This is a genomic window from Bradyrhizobium sp. CIR48 (genome assembly GCF_014198315.1).
GTDB lineage: Bacteria > Pseudomonadota > Alphaproteobacteria > Rhizobiales > Xanthobacteraceae > Bradyrhizobium.
Genome location: NZ_JACIHG010000004.1, coordinates 408,726 through 425,363 on the forward strand (window position 1 = coordinate 408,726; position 16,638 = coordinate 425,363).

A 16,638-nucleotide genomic window follows, 5' to 3' on the forward strand; every position below is an offset into this window, starting at 1 on the left:
CGAACGCGGCCGTCAGACGTTAGATCCCCCGGCCGGCCTGTTGACCGATCACGCAGCGCCACGCAGCCAGTCGCTCCGCTGGATGCTGGTTCATCCAGTCGGCGAGCTGCGGCGCGCCCATCAGGCAGGACTGCACCGAAACCTGCGCGAAATCCGAGGTGGTGACGACCTGCTCGTGACAATTGGTCGGGGAGGCAAGGCTGCAGAGCACGGCGATGATCTTGATCACGACAAATTACCCCCCTCGCGGCCGATATATGTACGGCCGATCGCGGCCTTATCCTGGCCTTCGCTGGCCGGGTCGGTCGGCGGGAAGATACTGTCGTAGATGGCGCGCGCCTCCTGGATGAGACGTGCTCGCTCGCGCTCGGACTTTGAGACAAATCGAATGACTTCGCCCATGTTGGCTCCGAATATCAGTTGGCAGATCCCGTCATCAGATGACGCTTATCATTTCATCGTCATCTAAGACGCCGTCTTCGGCTTTGAAGCGGTGTCGCCGATCACGAAGGAGTAAAAAACGCGTGAGCGCACTCCGGTATCCCAACGTCTCCCGTGCCTTTGATGCGCCGGGTTGAGAGACCGCTCACCAGCTCACATCCGTCGCGCGGTTCAGGAGCGGCGCGACGGATGCTGGTGTCGACTTGATCCCTGCACTCATCAGCAAGGATATTCTCGTCAAGAAAATTCTTCTGGACCGAATATGTTTCACCTCGGGCCATGGGCAAGTTTTTGGAACAATCCCGGAATTTGGCGACTCGGTGCGCTCGATCCTCACGCCGCCGGCGCGCGCTCTTTCCGTCCCGGCACCGCCGCCAGCAGCTCGCGCGTATAGGCATGCTCGGGCGCGGCGAACAGCTGCGCGGTCGGCTTCAGTTCGACGATGGCGCCGCGCTGCATCACCGCGATGCGGTCGCAGATCTGGGCGGCGACGCGTAAGTCGTGAGTGATGAACAGCATCGAGAGACCGAGGCGCGTCTTGAGGTCTTCTAGCAGGCGCAAGACCTGGGCCTGCACGGAGACGTCGAGCGCGGAGACGGCCTCATCCGCGACGATGATCTCGGGCTCGAGTGCGAGCGCGCGCGCAATGCCGATGCGCTGACGCTGGCCGCCGGAGAATTCATGCGGATAGCGCTCGAGCGCGCCGGCATCCAGGCCCACCAACTTGAGGAGATCGCGGGCCCGGTCGAACGCCGCCTTCGGATCAAGGCCGGCCGCGATCGGGCCGTCGGCGATGATGTGGCCGACCTTGCGTCGCGGATTGAGCGAGGCGAACGGATCCTGAAAGATCATCTGGATGCGATGGCGCTCGGCGCGTAGCGCCTTGCCTGAGAGCTGGGTGAGATCGGTCTCGCCGATCCGCACCGTGCCGCGGTCGGCCTCGATCAGCCGCATCACCAGGCGCGCCACCGACGATTTGCCGGAGCCGGATTCGCCGACAAGTCCGAGCGTCTCGCCCTTGAGGATGTTGAAATTGACCGCGCGCGCGGCATCGACGCGGCGGTCCTCGCGAAACCAGCCGCCCGAGGTGATATAGGTCTTGTCGAGCCCGATTACCTCGACCGCCCTGGCCTGATCGTCGAGCGGCTCGCGCGCCGGCGGGTCCATCGAGGGCACCGCGGCGAGCAGCGCCTTGGTGTAGTCGTGCTGCGGCGCGTTGAAGATCGTCGCGGCTGGACCTTCCTCGACGACCTTGCCGTGCCGGAGCACGACGACCTGGTCGGCGATGTCGGCGACCACGCCGAAATCGTGGGTAATGAACATCACCGCCATGTTGCGGTTGCGCTGGAGGTTGCGGATCAGCTTGAGGATCTGCGCCTGGGTGGTGACGTCGAGCGCGGTGGTCGGCTCGTCCGCGACCAGCACGGCTGGTTCGAGCGCGAGCGCCATCGCGATCATGGCACGCTGGCGCTGACCGCCGGAGAGCTGGTGCGGATAGGCACGCACGATTCTTTCAGGGTCGGGCAGGCCGACTTCCCGTGCCAAAGCGAGCGCTCGCGCGCGCCGCTCCCTCGGCGTCAGCAGGCCGTGCGCCTCGAACGTCTCCGCCATCTGGTCGCCGATCCGCATCAACGGATTGAGCGCGGTCATCGGCTCCTGAAAGATCATCGCCAGACGGCGGCCGCGCAGATCGCGCCAGCCGTCGTCGTCGAGCTTGAGCAGGTCGCGTCCCTCGAACTGGATCTCGCCGGAGGCCACCGAGACCGTGTCGGGTAACAGGCCCATCAGCGCATGTGCGCACATCGACTTGCCGGAGCCGGACTCGCCGACGACGCAGACGATCTTGCCGGGCCGCAAATCGAGCGAGACGCCGTCGACGGCGAAGGGACGCTCGGCGCCTTTGGGCAGGGCAATTCGCAGGTTCTTGATGGAGACGGCGGGCGGGGCGGTCATTGTCAGCGTCCCTCCCGCGACAGGCGCGGATTGAGCGCGTCGTTGAGGCCTTCGCCGATCAAATTGAGCCCGAGCACGGAGATCAGGATGGCGACGCCGGGAAACACGGTGATCCACCAGGCCTGGCGGATCACGGTGCGGCCGGCGCCGACCATGTAGCCCCAGGAGATCAGATTGGGATCGCCGAGGCCGAGGAAGGACAGCGAGGATTCCAGGAGGATCGCGGTCGCCACCATCAGCGAGGCCAGCACGATCACGGGCGACAGCGCGTTCGGCAGGATTTCGCGCATAATGATCCAGCTGTTGGTCTGGCCGGTGACCACGGCCGCCTGGACATATTCCCGCGTGCGCAGCGACAGCACCTCGCCGCGCACGAGGCGGGCGACCGGCGGCCAGCTCACCAGCGCGATCGAGGTCACGATCGAGTAGATCGAGGGCTGCAGGATCGCGACCAGCACGATCGCGAGCGCGAAGCTCGGAATGGTCTGGAAGAACTCGGTGAAGCGCATCAGGGCGTCATCGACCCTGCCGCCGAAATAGCCGGCCATGGCGCCGATGGGAACGCCGACGATCAGCGCGACCAGCGTGGAGACGAGGCCGACAAGCAGCGAGACGCGCGCGCCAAAAATCATACCGGCGAACACGTCGCGGCCGAGCGCGTCGGTGCCGAGCGGCACGGCGGAGAGCGTAAACGGCGGCAGGAACGGCCGCTGCACCATGCGCCATGGCGAGTTTGGGAACAGCATCGGTCCGAACAACGCGACCGAGATCGCGAGAACCAGGATGATGAGCCCGATGACGCCGCTCGGGCTGCGCAGCATCGATTTCCAGAACTGTTTCATGAGGCGAATTCGATGCGCGGGTCGACCAAGCGATAGACCAGGTCGGTGATGAGGTTGAAGATCAGGACCATGGCGGAGCAGATCACGAAGACGCCGAGCAGCAGATTATAGTCCCGCTGCAACAGCGCGTCGTACATCAGGCGCCCGATCCCGGGCCAGGCGAACACGGTCTCGGTGATGACGGCGCCGCCGATCAGCGTTCCCGAATGCACGCCGGCCAGCGTCACGACGGGCAGCAGCGCGTTGCGCAGCACATGGCGGCGCTGGATCACGGCCTCGGAGAGGCCCTTGGCGCGCGCGGTCTTGACGAAATCGAGCCGCTTCACCTCCAGCATCGAGGCGCGCGTCATGCGGGTATAGGTCGCCATGAAGAACAGTCCGAGCGTCATCGCCGGCATGATCAGGTGTTTCGCGACGTCGACCGCGTGGGCGAAGCCGGTCAGATTGGCGCCGACCGTCTCGTAACCAAAACTAGGCAGCCAATCCATGGTGACCGAGAACAGCAGGATGCCCATCAACGCCACCCAGAAGATCGGCATGGCGTAGAAGATCAGTGCGAATACGGTGATGGCGGTGTCGAGGAAGGTTCCGGCAAAGCGCGCGGCGAAGGTGCCGAAGAGAATGCCGAGCGCGAGCGAGATCGCGAATGCGGTCAGCGTCAGCAGCAGCGTCGCCGGCAGCCGTTCGCCGATCAGCTTTGCGACCGGCGCCTGCTGGCGGAAGGAGAAGCCGAGGTCGAGGGTCACGACACCCTTGACGTAGATGAAGAGCTGCTCCGGCAACGGCTTGTCGAGGCCGAACTTCTCCCTGAGCTGATTGACGAAGATCTGATCACTGGCCCCGGCCTCGCCCGCCATCACCACCGCGGGGTCGCCGGGCGCAAGCCGGATCAGGAAGAAATTGAGGACGACGATCGCGAGCAGGACGATCACGCCCTTCAGGACACGCTGAGCGATAAAGGAGAGCATACTTAGAGCGACGCTTGTTTGACGAGAGGGTCGCCGCAGCGACGGTGCGCTCCCTCTCCCGCTTGCGGGGGAGGGCAGGGGTGGGGGTGTTTCCGCAGAGAAGGTCCCCGAGTGGAGAGAGCCCCCACCCGCCGCGCTTGGGACGATGCTTCGCATCGCCCGGCGCGCGTCGACCTCCCCCGCAAGCGGGAGAGGTGCACCTTTTCCGTGGCTCGGACGGCAATCACTCGGCGAAAGCTACAGCACGAGAGATCAGACGCGAAGCGCCCGTCACTTGTCGAGCCATGCGTCCTTGAAGCCGTCATTGACCCCGATTCCCGTGGTGATCAGGTTCTTGACCTTGCAGCGCATGATGGTCGGGAATTGCAGCTCGAGCATCCAGGCCACCGGCACGTCCTCGACCAGGATCTTCTGCGCCTTCTCGTAGATCTCCTTACGCTTGGAGTCGGGGGTCGCGACCGCGCCGTCGGCAAACAGCTTGTCGATCTCGGGGTTGGAATAGCCCTCGACGTTGTTGAACATCTGGCCCTTGGCGATGGCGCTGGAGACGTAGTTGCGGCCGACCCCGAGCGCGGGATCGCCATACTGGTAGAGATAGGTGAAGGCGATGTCGTAGTCCCAGTCGCCGATCTTCTGGTTGCCGCCGGCGACGTCGGTGGCAATGGTCTCGATGTTGATGCCGACGTCCTGGAGGTTCTGCTTCACCGCTTCCCCCCAGCGCTGCCAGGTCTCGCCATAAGCGAGCGGCAACAGCCGGATCTTCTCGCCCTTGTAGCCGGCCTCCTTCAAGAGGGCCTTGGCCTTGGCCGGATCGTACGGATATTTCTTCACGTCGTCGGTGTAATATTTGATGGTCGAGGCGGACGGGCCGGTCGCGACCTTGCCGAGCCCGTTCCAGATCACGTCCTTGGCGAAGTCGCGATCGATCGCATACATGACCGCCTGTCGCACCCGCTTGTCCGCGAGCGGACCCTGGCGGTTGTTCAGCCACAGCCAGGCCAGCGGCGAGAAGAACTCCCAGCCGGCGCCGGTGACGCAGGTGTCCTTCAGCTTGGACAGCCGCGGCACGTCGAAATTCTCCACCGAGCCACCGGGCAGCACGTCGACCTTGCCGGTCTCATACGCCACCGAGCGCGCCGCGGCGTCGGGAATGATCTGCCAGTAGATCTCGTCGAGATAGGGTTTGCCCTTCTCGTGATAGTTCGGGTTCTTGACCAGGCGGATGAATGAGCCCTTTTGCCATTCCCTGAACATGAAGGGGCCGGTGCCGACGGGGGCGTTGTTGTAGGGATTGGTCTTCCAGTCGGTGCCTTCATAGAGATGCTTCGGCACCATCGGCATCGAGCCGACCTCGAAGATGCCGAGGAACGGGCCGAACGGCTGCTTCAACGTGAAGACGACAGTGTAATCATCGGGCGCCTCGACCTTGTCGACCTGCGCGAGGTTGTTGCGGGCGCGCGCGTGGGTCTGCTTCAGCATCTCGATCGAGAACAAGACGTCCGCGGCGGTGAAGGGCTTGCCGTCATGCCAGGTGACGCCCTTCCGGAGCTTGAACGTGTAGGTCTTGGCGTCCTCGCTGACGCTCCAGCTCTCGGCGAGCTCCGGCTGCGGTTCGAGCTTCGGGCTGTAGCGCAGCAGGCCCTCGAAGATGTTGCCCGAGACCATCTGCACGGGGCCGTTCTGGACCATCGCCAGCATCAGGCCGGGCGGCTCGGGCTGGATCACCGCATTGATCACACCTCCGGTCTTCGGCTCTTGCGCCAGTGTCGGGGCCGTGAGGCCGCACGCCAGGAGGAGACCAAGCAACACTCGTTTCGGCATGTCGTATCTTTCTCAAGCGAGACCAGCCGTCAACGCTTCGCACGCCATGGCGCGCGAAGCTACGGCCGGTCCATCCCAGTCCCCATCCGATATCGAGGCTCACACAGTCCCGTTCGGCGCCGCAAGATGAAAGTCGCGACAGTGCTCGCACAAAAAATGTACAGCGCGTCCTGTTTTCCGCATACCTTCGCGCATGGCGGATCGGCCCGCTCCGGGCGATCAAGCGGCCTTACTCGTGTCGAGAGTCTGCGAAGGCGTTGCACAAGCCTGCGCCTGCGACCAAAAGCGTCAGGCGGTCATGATGCGCTGAGCGCGTCGCCGCCCAACGGGCCAGGAATAAACCGGACCGCCTTGCGATAAGTCAGAGGCGGCCCCGCTCCGGATTTGATCCGGATCAAAGCGAGGCCGCCGCTTTTGCGATCGAATAGCAACTGGCAGGACCCGGCGCTGTGCGTCCTGCTCCCCCTGAGCCGTGAGACGATCGATGGACATCCAGGCCACGAATTTCCCTGCGCATGACGATAGCGGTCCTGATGTCGCCGGCCTTGAGCTGCCGCCCGATGCAGGGGTGCAGCACTGTCTGCAATTGCTCAGCGATGCCGGCTTGCGTCCGACGCGCCAGCGCCTGGCGCTCGGCCAGTTGCTGTTCCTGCGCGGTCATCGTCATGTCACCGCAGAGAGCCTGTTCGAAGAGGCAATGGCGGCGAACGCCTATCTGTCGCTCGCGACCGTCTACAACACGCTGAACCAGTTCACCGAGGCGGGCCTCTTGCGCCGGATCGCCGCCGACGGCATCAAGTCGTTCTTCGACACCGACACCTCGGTGCATCCGCACTTCTATCTCGAGGGCGAGGATGTGCTGGTCGACGTTGCCGAAGGCCTCGCCTTTACCAGGATTCCGCAGGCGCTTCCCGGCCACGAGATCGCGCGGCTCGACGTCATCGTCCATTTGCGCCGCAAGCGCGCGTAGCGCCGGGGTAAGAGCAGCCGCCTAGCGCAGTCCCGCGCGCCGAAATCCTTCCAGATAGTGCTCGCGATCCCCGTCATTGGCCCAAGGCAGTTGCGTCGCGATCCAGTGCAGCGAGATGTCGGGCTGGGTGCGGCGGAGCTCGCCCAGCGCCGTCTCCGCAAGCGTTCCGTCGCCGGTCATGCCGGCGGAGACCGCGAGCACGCGGTAGGCGCCGGTGAGATCGCCGCGATGGCGGATCGCCTCGCGCGCAAGCGCGATGGCCTCGTCATAACGGCGTTCGGTGAAGCGCGCATAGCCGGCGATGCCGTGATAGATCGCCAGCGACGGATCGCGCGGTGACAGCCGGATCGCCCTTTGCGCGGCCTCGAACGAATCCTTGGGACGTCCGGCATAGGACAGCGCCAGCGCGTAATAGCCCTGCGCCAGCGAGAAGTTCGGATTGAGCGCGAGCGCCTGCTCGAACTCGGACAGCGCGTCCCCGAGCCTGCGTGTCGAGAAGCAGACGCTGCCGAGCGCGACATGCGCCCAGGCATCCTCATGGTCGCAGCGCACCGCGGCCAGCGCGGCGGCTTCCGCTACCGGCGCCACGGTGGCGAGCTCGGCCCAGCCGAGATGCACGCCCAACATGTAATTCGCCGCCAGCACCGACAGCGCCTGACCGTAATTCGGATCGATCCCGATCGCGCGTTCGAGCAGCGTCCGTGCGGTCTCGTGATCGTGCCGGGTCAGGCGCCAATAATGCGACAGCGCCCGCATCAGCAGATCCCATGCGTCCAGGCTCGCAGGTCCCTTGCGTTGGGCGCGAAAACTTTCGGCCGCGTGAATCTGCGGTTCGATCGCCGCGGCGATCGCGTTGGTGATCTCGTCCTGGACGGCGAAGACGTCGACCAGCTCGCGGTCGTAGCGCTCGGCCCACAGATGGCTGCCTGACGTGGCATCGTTCAGCTGCGCGGTGATCCGCAGCCGATTGCCCGCCTTGCGCACGCTGCCTTCGACGACGTAGCGGACGCCGAGCTCCTCCGCGATCTGCCTGAGGTGGACTGCGCGTCCCTTGTAGGTGAAGGACGAGTTGCGGGCGATCACCATGAACCAGCGCTGCTTCGACAGCGCCGTGAGGATGTCCTCGCTGATCCCGTCGCCGAAGTAGTCCTGAGCGGGATCGCCGCTCATGTTCTCGAAGGCGAGCACCGCGATCGCCGGGCGGTCCCCCACGCGCGACGGCGCGGGCCTGGCTTCGGCCGGCACGATCGACGCTGCCACATCTTCCCGGACCTCGCCGACGAAACGAAAGCCCTTGCGCGGAATGGTCTTGATCAGCCGCTGCGTCGCGCCGTCGTCGCCGAGCGCCTTGCGCGCGGCGTTGATCCGGCTGTTCAGCGCCGAATCCGAGATGATCCGGTCGCTCCAGATCTGGCTGATCAGGTCATCCTTGCTGACCACACGCGCGCGTTGCGCGACGAGATAGAGCAAGAGATCGAACACCTGCGGCTGCAACGGCACGGCTGTCCCGCCGCAAGTGAGTTCCCGCAGGTCGCCGTCGAGCACGTTGTTTTCAAAGCGAAATCGCACGTTTCTGTCGTCTCAAGCAAAAATCAAAGTCGTCTCAGGCGAAAATCAACCGGTCGCGAAAGTCTGGGGGCGTCCGATCCGGCATGGTGCGAAGACCAAACAGTGTCGATGCCTCGGCACAATGGAGCGTTCTATGACCCAACTTGATCACCAGGTTCATTCCATCAGCCCGGAGGTTGCGGGCTCACGCATTTTCAAGTTCATCGCCTTTCTGTACGGAATTGCGGCATATCTCGTGTTTTTCGTCACCATTCTCTACGCCATCGGCTTCGTCATGGGGCTGGTGGTGCCCAAGACCATCGATACCGGAACCGACACGCCGACGGCCGAAGCCGTCATCGTCAATCTCCTCCTGATGTCGCTGTTCGCCCTTCAGCACAGCGTGATGGCACGCAAGCAGTTCAAGGCGTGGTGGACGCAGTTCGTCCCCAAGCCCGTCGAGCGCTCGACATATGTGCTGTTCGCGAGCCTGTCATTGCTGCTCCTGTTCTGGCAGTGGCGCCCGCTGCCTGCGATCGTATGGAATGTCGAGAACCCGGATCTCGCCGTGACGCTGGTCACGCTGTCCTTCGCTGGGTGGATCCTGGTGTTCACCAGCACCTACCTGATCAATCATTTTGAATTGTTCGGATTGCATCAGGTGACCAACCATCTGGTCGGCAAGGAGATGACGCCATCGCGGTTCAGGACGCCGCTGCTCTACAATTTCGTCCGCCATCCGATCTATCTCGGTTTCATCATTGCGTTCTGGGCGGCGCCGACCATGACCGCGGGGCATCTGCTGTTTGCGGTCGTCACCACGCTCTACATCTTCGTCGGCATCGCGCTGGAGGAGCACGACCTCGTCGCTCTCTTCGGCGACGAGTACCGGCAGTACAAACAACGGGTGTCGATGCTTATTCCCTGGCGCCGGTCACTCTAGCCTCGTCGCGGCATCGCGCGCGTCCGCCGAACGGAGGACGCTTGGCCGCGCCGGCTGAGGTATGCGAGCATCTCACATACCCGTCCCCTCAACGTCCCCCGGGGTGATATCCCCCCTTCACCCCGACACCTCTCCCCGCATTCCCATCGGTCCCGACATATTGTGGACGAGGAGCGGGGAGAGGTTTTCTTCCTCTTCATCAAACGGAGACGACCAAATGAAACATGTCGGAAATTGCTTCTGTGGCGCGGTCACGATCGAGGTCACGGGCGCACCGGAGGCGATGGGCTATTGCCATTGCCGCTCCTGCCGCTCCTGGTCGGGCGGTCCGGTCAACGCCTTCAGCCTGTGGAAGCCCGAGGCCGTGCGTGTCACCGAAGGCGCCCAGAATGTCGAGACGTTTGCCAAGACGCCGCTCAGCCAGCGCCAATATTGCAAGAAGTGCGGCGGCCATCTCATGACCAACCATCCGCCGCTCGCCCTGGTCGACGTCTTCACCGCCACCATCCCAACGCTCGCCTTCGCGCCCGGCGTTCACGTCAACTATGCCGAGACCGTGCTGCCGATGCGCGACGGCCTGCCCAAGCTGAAGGATTTTCCGGCCGAGTTCGGCGGCAGCGGCGAGATGATGCAGGAGTAGCGGCGCCGGGTGTTGAGAGGGCGGCAGCACGCCGCTCCTCTCTTCTTCGCGAGAACGGCGACGGATCAGCCGCCGCGCGATTCGACGACCTTGCGGCAGCTGTCCGAGAGTTTCGACTTGTTCTCGCGCAGGCAGGCATTCATCTGCGGCGGCTTGCCGATATGTTCGGCGCAGAATTTGCTGGCATCGCCACGGCAGGCCATTTGCTCCTGGACCGATGGACCGGATTGTGCAGCAGCGGGCACGGCGGAAGCGGCGAGCAGCAGCGCGGCAACAGCTGAAATCTTCATAAAGCACCTCTTTGGAATCGACGTTGGTCCCGACCGGGATCAATCGGGCCGGACCATCTCGCGAAGGTCGTGCATGGGTCCATGCCATGTTCATGGCGTCGGCCCGGTGTCCCGGCCGCAGCGACCCCCATCTTCATGGCATGTATCCGCGCGCCGTCTTTTGTCATTCAGGCTGCACCTCGGCTGCGAAACCCGGTGATTGCATCGGGACGCCGAACGGGAAGCAGGAGAGCAAAGGATGTCGAAGAGAGCTGGAGCGCTGAGTGCGGGGCTGACGGTCATGGCGCTGGCCGGCGCGGCGATGGTGTCGCTGGGCACGAGCCCGGCGCAGGCGGTGGTCTATTGCAAGACGGTCGGCGTGCCCAAGGGCTGCGTGGTGCGGCCGACGGCGGCCGTGGTGGTCGCGCCGGGAGCGCCGGTCGCAAGGGCCGCGGTCGCAACGCCCGGCGTCGGCGCCCCCGGTGTCGGCGTGCGCGCGGGAACGCCGATGAATCGCGGCGGCCCGGTCAATCGCGTCGGCGTGCGCTGATATTTCCATTCGATTGAATTGATTGCATCGCCTCGGGCCCAGGGCGCCCTGCGGACGAACCCCCGTCCTCCGCCGGCAAATCACCCGGCCCGTTCCCTCTCTCCGCGCGTCCCACACGTTCGGAGAGGGGGCTTTTCAGCCCGCAGCCGCGTCGCTGTCGGGAAAGCGCTGTGGCAATTGCAGCCGCACCCGCGTGCCGGAAGCATCGGAACTCAGGTCGAGCACCGCGCCGCAGCGCGCGGCGCGGCTTCTCATGTTGCGCAAGCCGCGCGCGGTCTGGCCGGTGCGGGCGGTCTCTCCATGGCCGGCCAGCGCAAAGCCTTGGCCGTCGTCGGTCACGCTGATCAGGCCGTACGGCCCCTCGCTTGCATCGAGCGTCTCGATGGTGACCGCGATGCGGTGGGCGTGTGCGTGCTTGACCGCATTGGTCACGGCCTCGTCGAGGATGCGCACGATCTGGATGACGTGCCATGGCCTGAGTTCAGGGTGCAGCGGCAGGCCCTGCGGGGTCGCCACGCGCCAGTCGAGCGTGATGTCGTGCGGCCGCAATTGCGCGCTCGCGCGCTCGCGCCAGGAGCCGAGGGCGAGCATCAGGTCGCCGCCGATGTCGTCCATGGAATCGATGACGAGACGCAGATCCTTCAACGCGGCACGGGCGGCGTCGGTGATGGTCGCGCCCTCATGGCCGCGCTCGGAGAGCGCGACGATGCTGACGAGCTGGCCGCCGAGACCGTCATGCAGGTCACGCATCAGCCGCGTGCGCTCATTGGCAAGCGCGGCGGCGCGGGCGCGCTCCTCCTCGCGGACGAAGCTCGCCTTCAGCCGCTCCTCGGCCTCGCGCACACGTGTCACCAATTGGCCGGCGAAGCTGTCGACCTGGTTGAGCGCGCGGGCGAAGCGCCAGGTCAAGCCGGCCCCGATCGCGACCAGCATCGCCGAATAGGACAGGCGCGAGACGAAGATGCGATCGTTGCTCACGATCTCGAGCACCGTGAACATGTCCTGGACCCAGCAGACCAGCACGATGGTGACGGCGCATCCGATCGTGAAGCTTGCCGCGTCCTGCCGCCGGACGACCGCGGTCGCGGTCACGCAGGCCATCAGAAACAGGCAAATCCCGACGGTGGGGATGCCGAGCACCAGAAAGAGGATGCGCGGCAGCGGCGGGCCCCCGATCAGCCCGACCACGAACACGACGAGGCCTGGCACGAACAGCAGCATGCCGTAGCGCGGCCAGCGCCAGCCGAAGAACAGCACGCCGAACATGACGACCAACGCGCTCTCGATCGGCGCGGACGCCAGCAGCACCGCGGCAAGCCGCGACGTGGCGGCCGGCGGAACCGGCGGCGGTACGTACGCCTGCACCACGCCGAGCACCATCGCGGCTGCCAACACGCCGTAGACCGGCTCGCGGCGCCGCATCAGCCACATGATCGCGAGGATGACGGCGAGGATCGACTGCCAGGCCGAAAACACCACGGGGAGGGTGACGAACAGCAGCATCCGCGTCTCATAGGCTGGCCGCAAGGCGGCATCCGGCCCGACATAGACAGTGTCGAGAAAACCCTTCAACGGCCCCCACACGAACAGGCGCACCGTGATCTCGTTGGCGCCCTCGCGCAGCAGTGAGGCGGGTATCGCTGCGATCTGCGGCGTGTTGCGGTCGGGCCGGTTGGCATTGGCGTCGCGCCGGGAATCGAGCACGACGACGCCGTCGACGGCGACCTCCACCGCGTTGCTGAAGCGCGGCAGATAGACCGACCAACCCGCTGCCGCTTCGCCGCGCCGGAACATGAAGCTGCCGGTGTAGAGCGGCGGGTCGTCCAGGGAATAGCGCGACGCCGTGAAATGCGGGAGGTTCACGGGCAGCGTCACGCCGTCCTGCCGCAGCGAAAACCCGCTCAACGCAAAATCGTCGGGATCGCTCGGCTGCAGCAGCCGCAGCCCGAGAATGGTGGCGATCACGATCAGGGCCTGCAGCAGCAGATAGGGCACGAGGCGCGAGGCGATCAGCCGGCGCCGCGGCCGCGTGGGCGCCTTCGTAGCTGCCTTTGCAGGTGCTTTGGCCGCGATCTCGCTCACAGCTTGATCAGGCCCTGCTGCACCGCCTCGAACACCGCTTCGCTGCGCGTGTGCACCTCGAGCTTGCGATAGATGTTCTTGATATGGCCGGGCACGGTCTGCTTGGACAGGCCGAGATGGCTGGCGATCTCGGCATAGCTGAAGCCCTTTGCGATGCCCCAGAGGATGTCGATCTCGCGCGGGGTCAGCCTGGCCGTATTGAGCACGGGGCCGGGCGGCGGCTCCACTGAATTCTGCGCGGCACCTTGGGTTCTGCGCACGATGAAGCGCGCGATGGAGGCCGAGATCGGCGAATGGCCGGCGACCAGATCGCGCACCGTGGTGGCGATGTCGGTGGGGAAGGCGTCCTTGAGCAGATAGCCGGTGGCGCCGACCGTGATCGCCGAGATCACGCTTTCCTCGTCCCCGAGTGCCGAGATCACCATGATCTCGGTGTCGGGGAAGCGCTGCCTCATCTCGCGGATCAGCTCGATGCCGTGGCCGTCGGGCAGGCGCAGATCGGTCAGCAGCACGCGGGGCGCGCCGCCGGCGAGGGCGGAACGGGCTTCACCGAGCGTGCCGGCGCTGCGCACCTCGTAGCCGGCCTTGACCAGCGCATCCTGCAGCCGCCAGCAGGTCGGCGCGTCGTCCTCGACGAGGAGGATGGTGATGGCTTCACCCGTCTCGCCCTGTTCGGTCATGATCATGGTCCCGCGACCCGCGTGTCCCCCGCGGCGCAAGGGCAAGTTTAACCACCGGACGCAGGCAGCGACACCCATAATCATGGGGGCGGGAATGCCCCGTGTCCAAGTCGCGGCGCGGAGCGCTCCGACGCTGCCTCCCGCTGGACCTCAGTTGCTCGCCAGCGGTAATGCCGGCTTGTCCGGCGGCATCGGTGGGGCCGGCAGGCGCTGGACCTTGATCTTCGCAGTGCCGCTATTGTTTCGGTAGAACAGATCGTGCGGCCCCTGGATCGCATCAAGCCAGGACGGGACCCACGACTCCGGAAGCAGCCGCGGGAATATCTGGACGGCGTCATTGACGTAGAAGAACAGCTCGCCGGACTCGGGCGCCACGAATTCGGCGACGACGCGGCCGGTCAACAGCTGCTTGGTCCAGACCTGGCCTGCCTCGGCGAGCATGGCCGGCGGAATCGGTTCGAATTTGCCGAGTCCGTCGAGCCTGCCCTTGAATTCGGCCGTGTCGTCGAGCCGCACGGGGTACCTGTTGCGGCTCCTGCTGATGTCGTCCTCCGCGGGCAGGGTGGGCTTCATGCGGCGGGGAAATTCGTCGGCCGGCATCACATTGACTGCCTTGAGCGGCAGGTCGTTGATGCCTTTGCTGCCGACGCGCACCACGGGCTGGAACCAGTCCGCCGCGAACAGACGACGCTCCGGCAGCGCCACGTAGTGGTGCGGCTCGTAGGTCGCAAATCCGTTCACGCCGCTCATGATGGTACGGTCGAACCATGGCTCTTTGATCTCGAGAAAGACGCGGTATTTGCGGCCCTTCTCGACGGCGAGCCCGCTCCACCAGCAAAAGTCCCTGATGTCGAACAACGCGCGGGCGTCGACCGGCTCGTCCGTCACCGGCGTGCCGGTCTGGAACGCGGCGGAGCCCTTGACCGCAGGCGGCGAGCAGACCGATCCGAGGGCGAGACGTGCGGTGAACAGGCTGCTCGACACGATCAGCGCGGCCGAGCCGAAGATCGCGATCAGGAAGACCGCAGGCACCAGTCCCCTGGTGATGACGTGCTGCGCCGGGCTGGCATTCAGGCGCATCCAGTGTCCGAGCCGCATCAACGGCCCCGGCTTGTCGATGTGCTCCATGCTCGCCCTGCGGCGCGACGTGTTCCATGCAAGACGCGCCCGCTCCTCGATGTCGTCACGCAACGTTCCGTTCTTTTGCCAGATCCACCAGGTGACGATCACCACGATCGAGGTCAGGAAGGGATAGTAGGTCGCGATGTTGAGCCAGGGGGCCGCATAGGACGGCACCACGTCTCGCAGCAGATTGGTCAGTGGCGCCACCACTGCGCCCATCACCCAGTCGATATTGGTGATGAAAGACAGTGCGCCGGTGCCCTCCAGGGCGCGGTCTTCGGACCATTGCACCAGCGCGTGCGCGATCCACGGCCACGCGGCGATCACGCCGGCCATGAACAAAAGCGAGAAATAGGCGACGCGCCGCCACCACACGGTGTCGCGCGTGAGGCTCGACATGGTGGCGTCGGGCGTGCTCATCCCAGTGAAGGCCCTGGCCTCCTCGGTACGACGCGGTCCCGTCGCCTTTTGCAGATAGGCGGCCTTCATGACCTCGCGCGCATGCTGCTCGTCGAGATCCTTGGTCTCTCCCTCCGATCGCAGCGGCAACCTCGTTCCGTCCGGCAGCAGCACCAGGCAGTTCGACGGAAGCATGATGGGGGCGTAATCGTCGCAGCCGAGCAGCATGCGCTCGATGACGGCGAAGTGCACCACCGGCAGCCCGCCATTCACGTCGCCGCCGAGGATCGGACGCGGCCCGTAGCGGTACAGCACCGCTGCGCCGCTGCGTGAATCATGCCGCGGCCCGAGCGCCGATTGATATTCCCTGAAATGCTCGATCTCGCCGTCCTGGAAGCGCAACCGGTCGCCGAGCTGCTCGACCATCCAGACCAGCGGCACGAAGGACAGGGTGGATTCCGGATAGCCGCCGCCGATATCGGAATGGACGCCCGTGAACCACACTTCCTTGACGATCTGCCCCTGCGCCAGACGGCTCTGGTCGATCCGCAGCGGATGGAAGGTGGTGCGTTCGTCGTCGAGCGCGAGCGCGTGACAGGCGTGCCTGACCTTGTGCGACAGCCGGTGATTGCGGAACGAGATCGGCCAGATTGCCCAGTCGATGGCGAGGCGGAGCTCCTCGACCGGCACGCCGAAGGCCTCGACGGTGTCGAACAGGCCGAGGAATGCGATCTCGACCTCGCTGCGCCCGTTCATTTTGCTCCGCACCTCGGCATAGCTACGGTGCCCGCAAAGCCAGTGATAGACGAACAGCAGGAAGTCGCGGATCCAGCGCGTGACCCAGATCGTCGGCAGGCTCTTGGTCCAGGGCACGGTCTCGCGCCGATATTCGCGCCAGGCGGCTTTGACGTTACGCCCCATCTCCGCATGCGACACCGGCGTGTCGTCGATCTCCGCCGGCACCAGGCCCTGGCTCGCGATCAGCGCCGCCAGCGTGCGCGCGGTGAAGGCGCCGCGGCTGAAGCCGAAGATGTAGATCTCGTCGCCGGGTCGCCAATTCCAGCACAGGAAGCGATAGAGCTTGCGGACGTTGCCGGGGACGCCGATGCCGGTGGCGCCGTCGAGCGCGGCAAGCGGTGCCCAGCCGGCGGTGCCGACACCCTTGATGTAATGCGCGATCTGGTCCGGCTGGGTATGGTCCAGGGCCTCATACAGACGCCAGACGCTGGATTCCTGCTTGGTGAACGCATTGCCGGTGCCGTCGGCGAACAGCACCAGCTTGCGTCTTGGCAGGGCCGCGCCCGCGCCGGCATTGCTGTCTTGATCGCTGGGCGCACGTTCCGGCCTCGGAGAATCGGCGTTCCCCCCGACATCATGATGCGTCATGGGCCCCTCCGGCAACTCGACAAG

General features: G+C 65.3%; 15 protein-coding genes. 4 read left to right on the forward strand and 11 right to left on the reverse strand.

Annotated elements, in window-relative coordinates:
• Positions 1 to 19 precede the first annotated feature (19 nt).
• The 6 genes from GGD66_RS15495 to GGD66_RS15520 form a co-directional block, all read right to left on the reverse strand.
• A complete protein-coding gene (locus GGD66_RS15495) occupies positions 20 to 229 on the reverse strand; it encodes a hypothetical protein (protein ID WP_018316320.1) in 210 nt (69 codons plus the stop codon).
• The gene (locus GGD66_RS15500) at positions 226 to 402 is read right to left on the reverse strand and encodes a hypothetical protein (protein ID WP_183258265.1); all 177 of its coding nucleotides are present in this window, start codon (positions 400 to 402) and stop codon (positions 226 to 228) included. The genes GGD66_RS15495 and GGD66_RS15500 overlap by 4 nt, the downstream gene beginning before the upstream one ends.
• A 372-nt stretch (positions 403 to 774) precedes the next feature.
• Positions 775 to 2,394 carry an ABC transporter ATP-binding protein gene (locus tag GGD66_RS15505; RefSeq protein ID WP_183258266.1) on the reverse strand — a complete coding sequence of 540 codons (1,620 nt, stop codon included), beginning with the start codon at positions 2,392 to 2,394 and terminating at the stop codon, positions 775 to 777.
• A gap of 2 nt (positions 2,395 to 2,396) precedes the next feature.
• Positions 2,397 to 3,236 carry an ABC transporter permease gene (locus GGD66_RS15510; RefSeq protein WP_183258267.1) on the reverse strand — a complete coding sequence of 280 codons (840 nt, stop codon included), beginning with the start codon at positions 3,234 to 3,236 and terminating at the stop codon, positions 2,397 to 2,399.
• The gene (locus tag GGD66_RS15515; protein ID WP_183258268.1) at positions 3,233 to 4,204 is read right to left on the reverse strand and encodes an ABC transporter permease; all 972 of its coding nucleotides are present in this window, start codon (positions 4,202 to 4,204) and stop codon (positions 3,233 to 3,235) included. Before GGD66_RS15515 ends, GGD66_RS15510 begins: the two co-directional genes overlap by 4 nt.
• A gap of 270 nt (positions 4,205 to 4,474) precedes the next feature.
• Positions 4,475 to 6,025 (reverse strand): ABC transporter substrate-binding protein, encoded by a 1,551-nt coding sequence (locus GGD66_RS15520; RefSeq protein WP_183258269.1) that lies wholly within the window; start codon positions 6,023 to 6,025, stop codon positions 4,475 to 4,477.
• 484 nt (positions 6,026 to 6,509) lie between these two features.
• On the opposite strand from GGD66_RS15520, the gene irr reads away from it, so the two are divergent.
• Positions 6,510 to 6,995, forward strand: a complete 486-nt coding sequence (irr, locus tag GGD66_RS15525) for a Fur family transcriptional regulator Irr (RefSeq protein ID WP_183258270.1) — start codon at positions 6,510 to 6,512, stop codon at positions 6,993 to 6,995.
• Between the two features lie 21 nt (positions 6,996 to 7,016).
• Here the strand turns inward: irr and GGD66_RS15530 are convergent, their stop codons facing one another.
• Positions 7,017 to 8,564, reverse strand: coding sequence for a winged helix-turn-helix domain-containing tetratricopeptide repeat protein (locus tag GGD66_RS15530; protein ID WP_183258271.1), 1,548 nt, complete (start codon positions 8,562 to 8,564; stop codon positions 7,017 to 7,019).
• Positions 8,565 to 8,697: 133 nt separating this feature from the next.
• Between GGD66_RS15530 and mddA the strand changes: the two genes are divergently transcribed.
• Entirely contained in the window at positions 8,698 to 9,486 is a 789-nt protein-coding gene (gene mddA, locus GGD66_RS15535) for a methanethiol S-methyltransferase (RefSeq protein ID WP_183258272.1), read from the forward strand.
• A 217-nt stretch (positions 9,487 to 9,703) separates the two neighbouring features.
• Positions 9,704 to 10,126, forward strand: coding sequence for a GFA family protein (locus tag GGD66_RS15540; protein WP_183258273.1), 423 nt, complete (start codon positions 9,704 to 9,706; stop codon positions 10,124 to 10,126).
• Positions 10,127 to 10,191: 65 nt separating this feature from the next.
• Here the strand turns inward: GGD66_RS15540 and GGD66_RS15545 are convergent, their stop codons facing one another.
• On the reverse strand, positions 10,192 to 10,416 hold the full coding sequence (locus tag GGD66_RS15545) for a hypothetical protein (RefSeq protein ID WP_026201645.1): 225 nt from the start codon (positions 10,414 to 10,416) through the stop codon (positions 10,192 to 10,194).
• A gap of 238 nt (positions 10,417 to 10,654) precedes the next feature.
• On the opposite strand from GGD66_RS15545, the gene GGD66_RS15550 reads away from it, so the two are divergent.
• Complete coding sequence (locus GGD66_RS15550) at positions 10,655 to 10,945, forward strand: hypothetical protein (protein ID WP_018316308.1); 291 nt, start codon at positions 10,655 to 10,657, stop codon at positions 10,943 to 10,945.
• A gap of 135 nt (positions 10,946 to 11,080) precedes the next feature.
• Here GGD66_RS15550 and GGD66_RS15555 read toward each other — a convergent pair whose 3' ends face one another.
• The 3 genes from GGD66_RS15555 to GGD66_RS15565 all read right to left on the reverse strand — a co-directional run bounded on the left by GGD66_RS15555 (position 11,081) and on the right by GGD66_RS15565 (position 16,614).
• The gene (locus GGD66_RS15555) at positions 11,081 to 13,027 is read right to left on the reverse strand and encodes an ATP-binding protein (RefSeq protein ID WP_183258274.1); all 1,947 of its coding nucleotides are present in this window, start codon (positions 13,025 to 13,027) and stop codon (positions 11,081 to 11,083) included.
• Entirely contained in the window at positions 13,024 to 13,707 is a 684-nt protein-coding gene (locus tag GGD66_RS15560; RefSeq protein ID WP_183258275.1) for a response regulator transcription factor, read from the reverse strand. Before GGD66_RS15560 ends, GGD66_RS15555 begins: the two co-directional genes overlap by 4 nt.
• A gap of 150 nt (positions 13,708 to 13,857) precedes the next feature.
• A complete protein-coding gene (locus GGD66_RS15565; RefSeq protein WP_183258276.1) occupies positions 13,858 to 16,614 on the reverse strand; it encodes a DUF2235 domain-containing protein in 2,757 nt (918 codons plus the stop codon).
• Positions 16,615 to 16,638 lie beyond the last annotated feature (24 nt).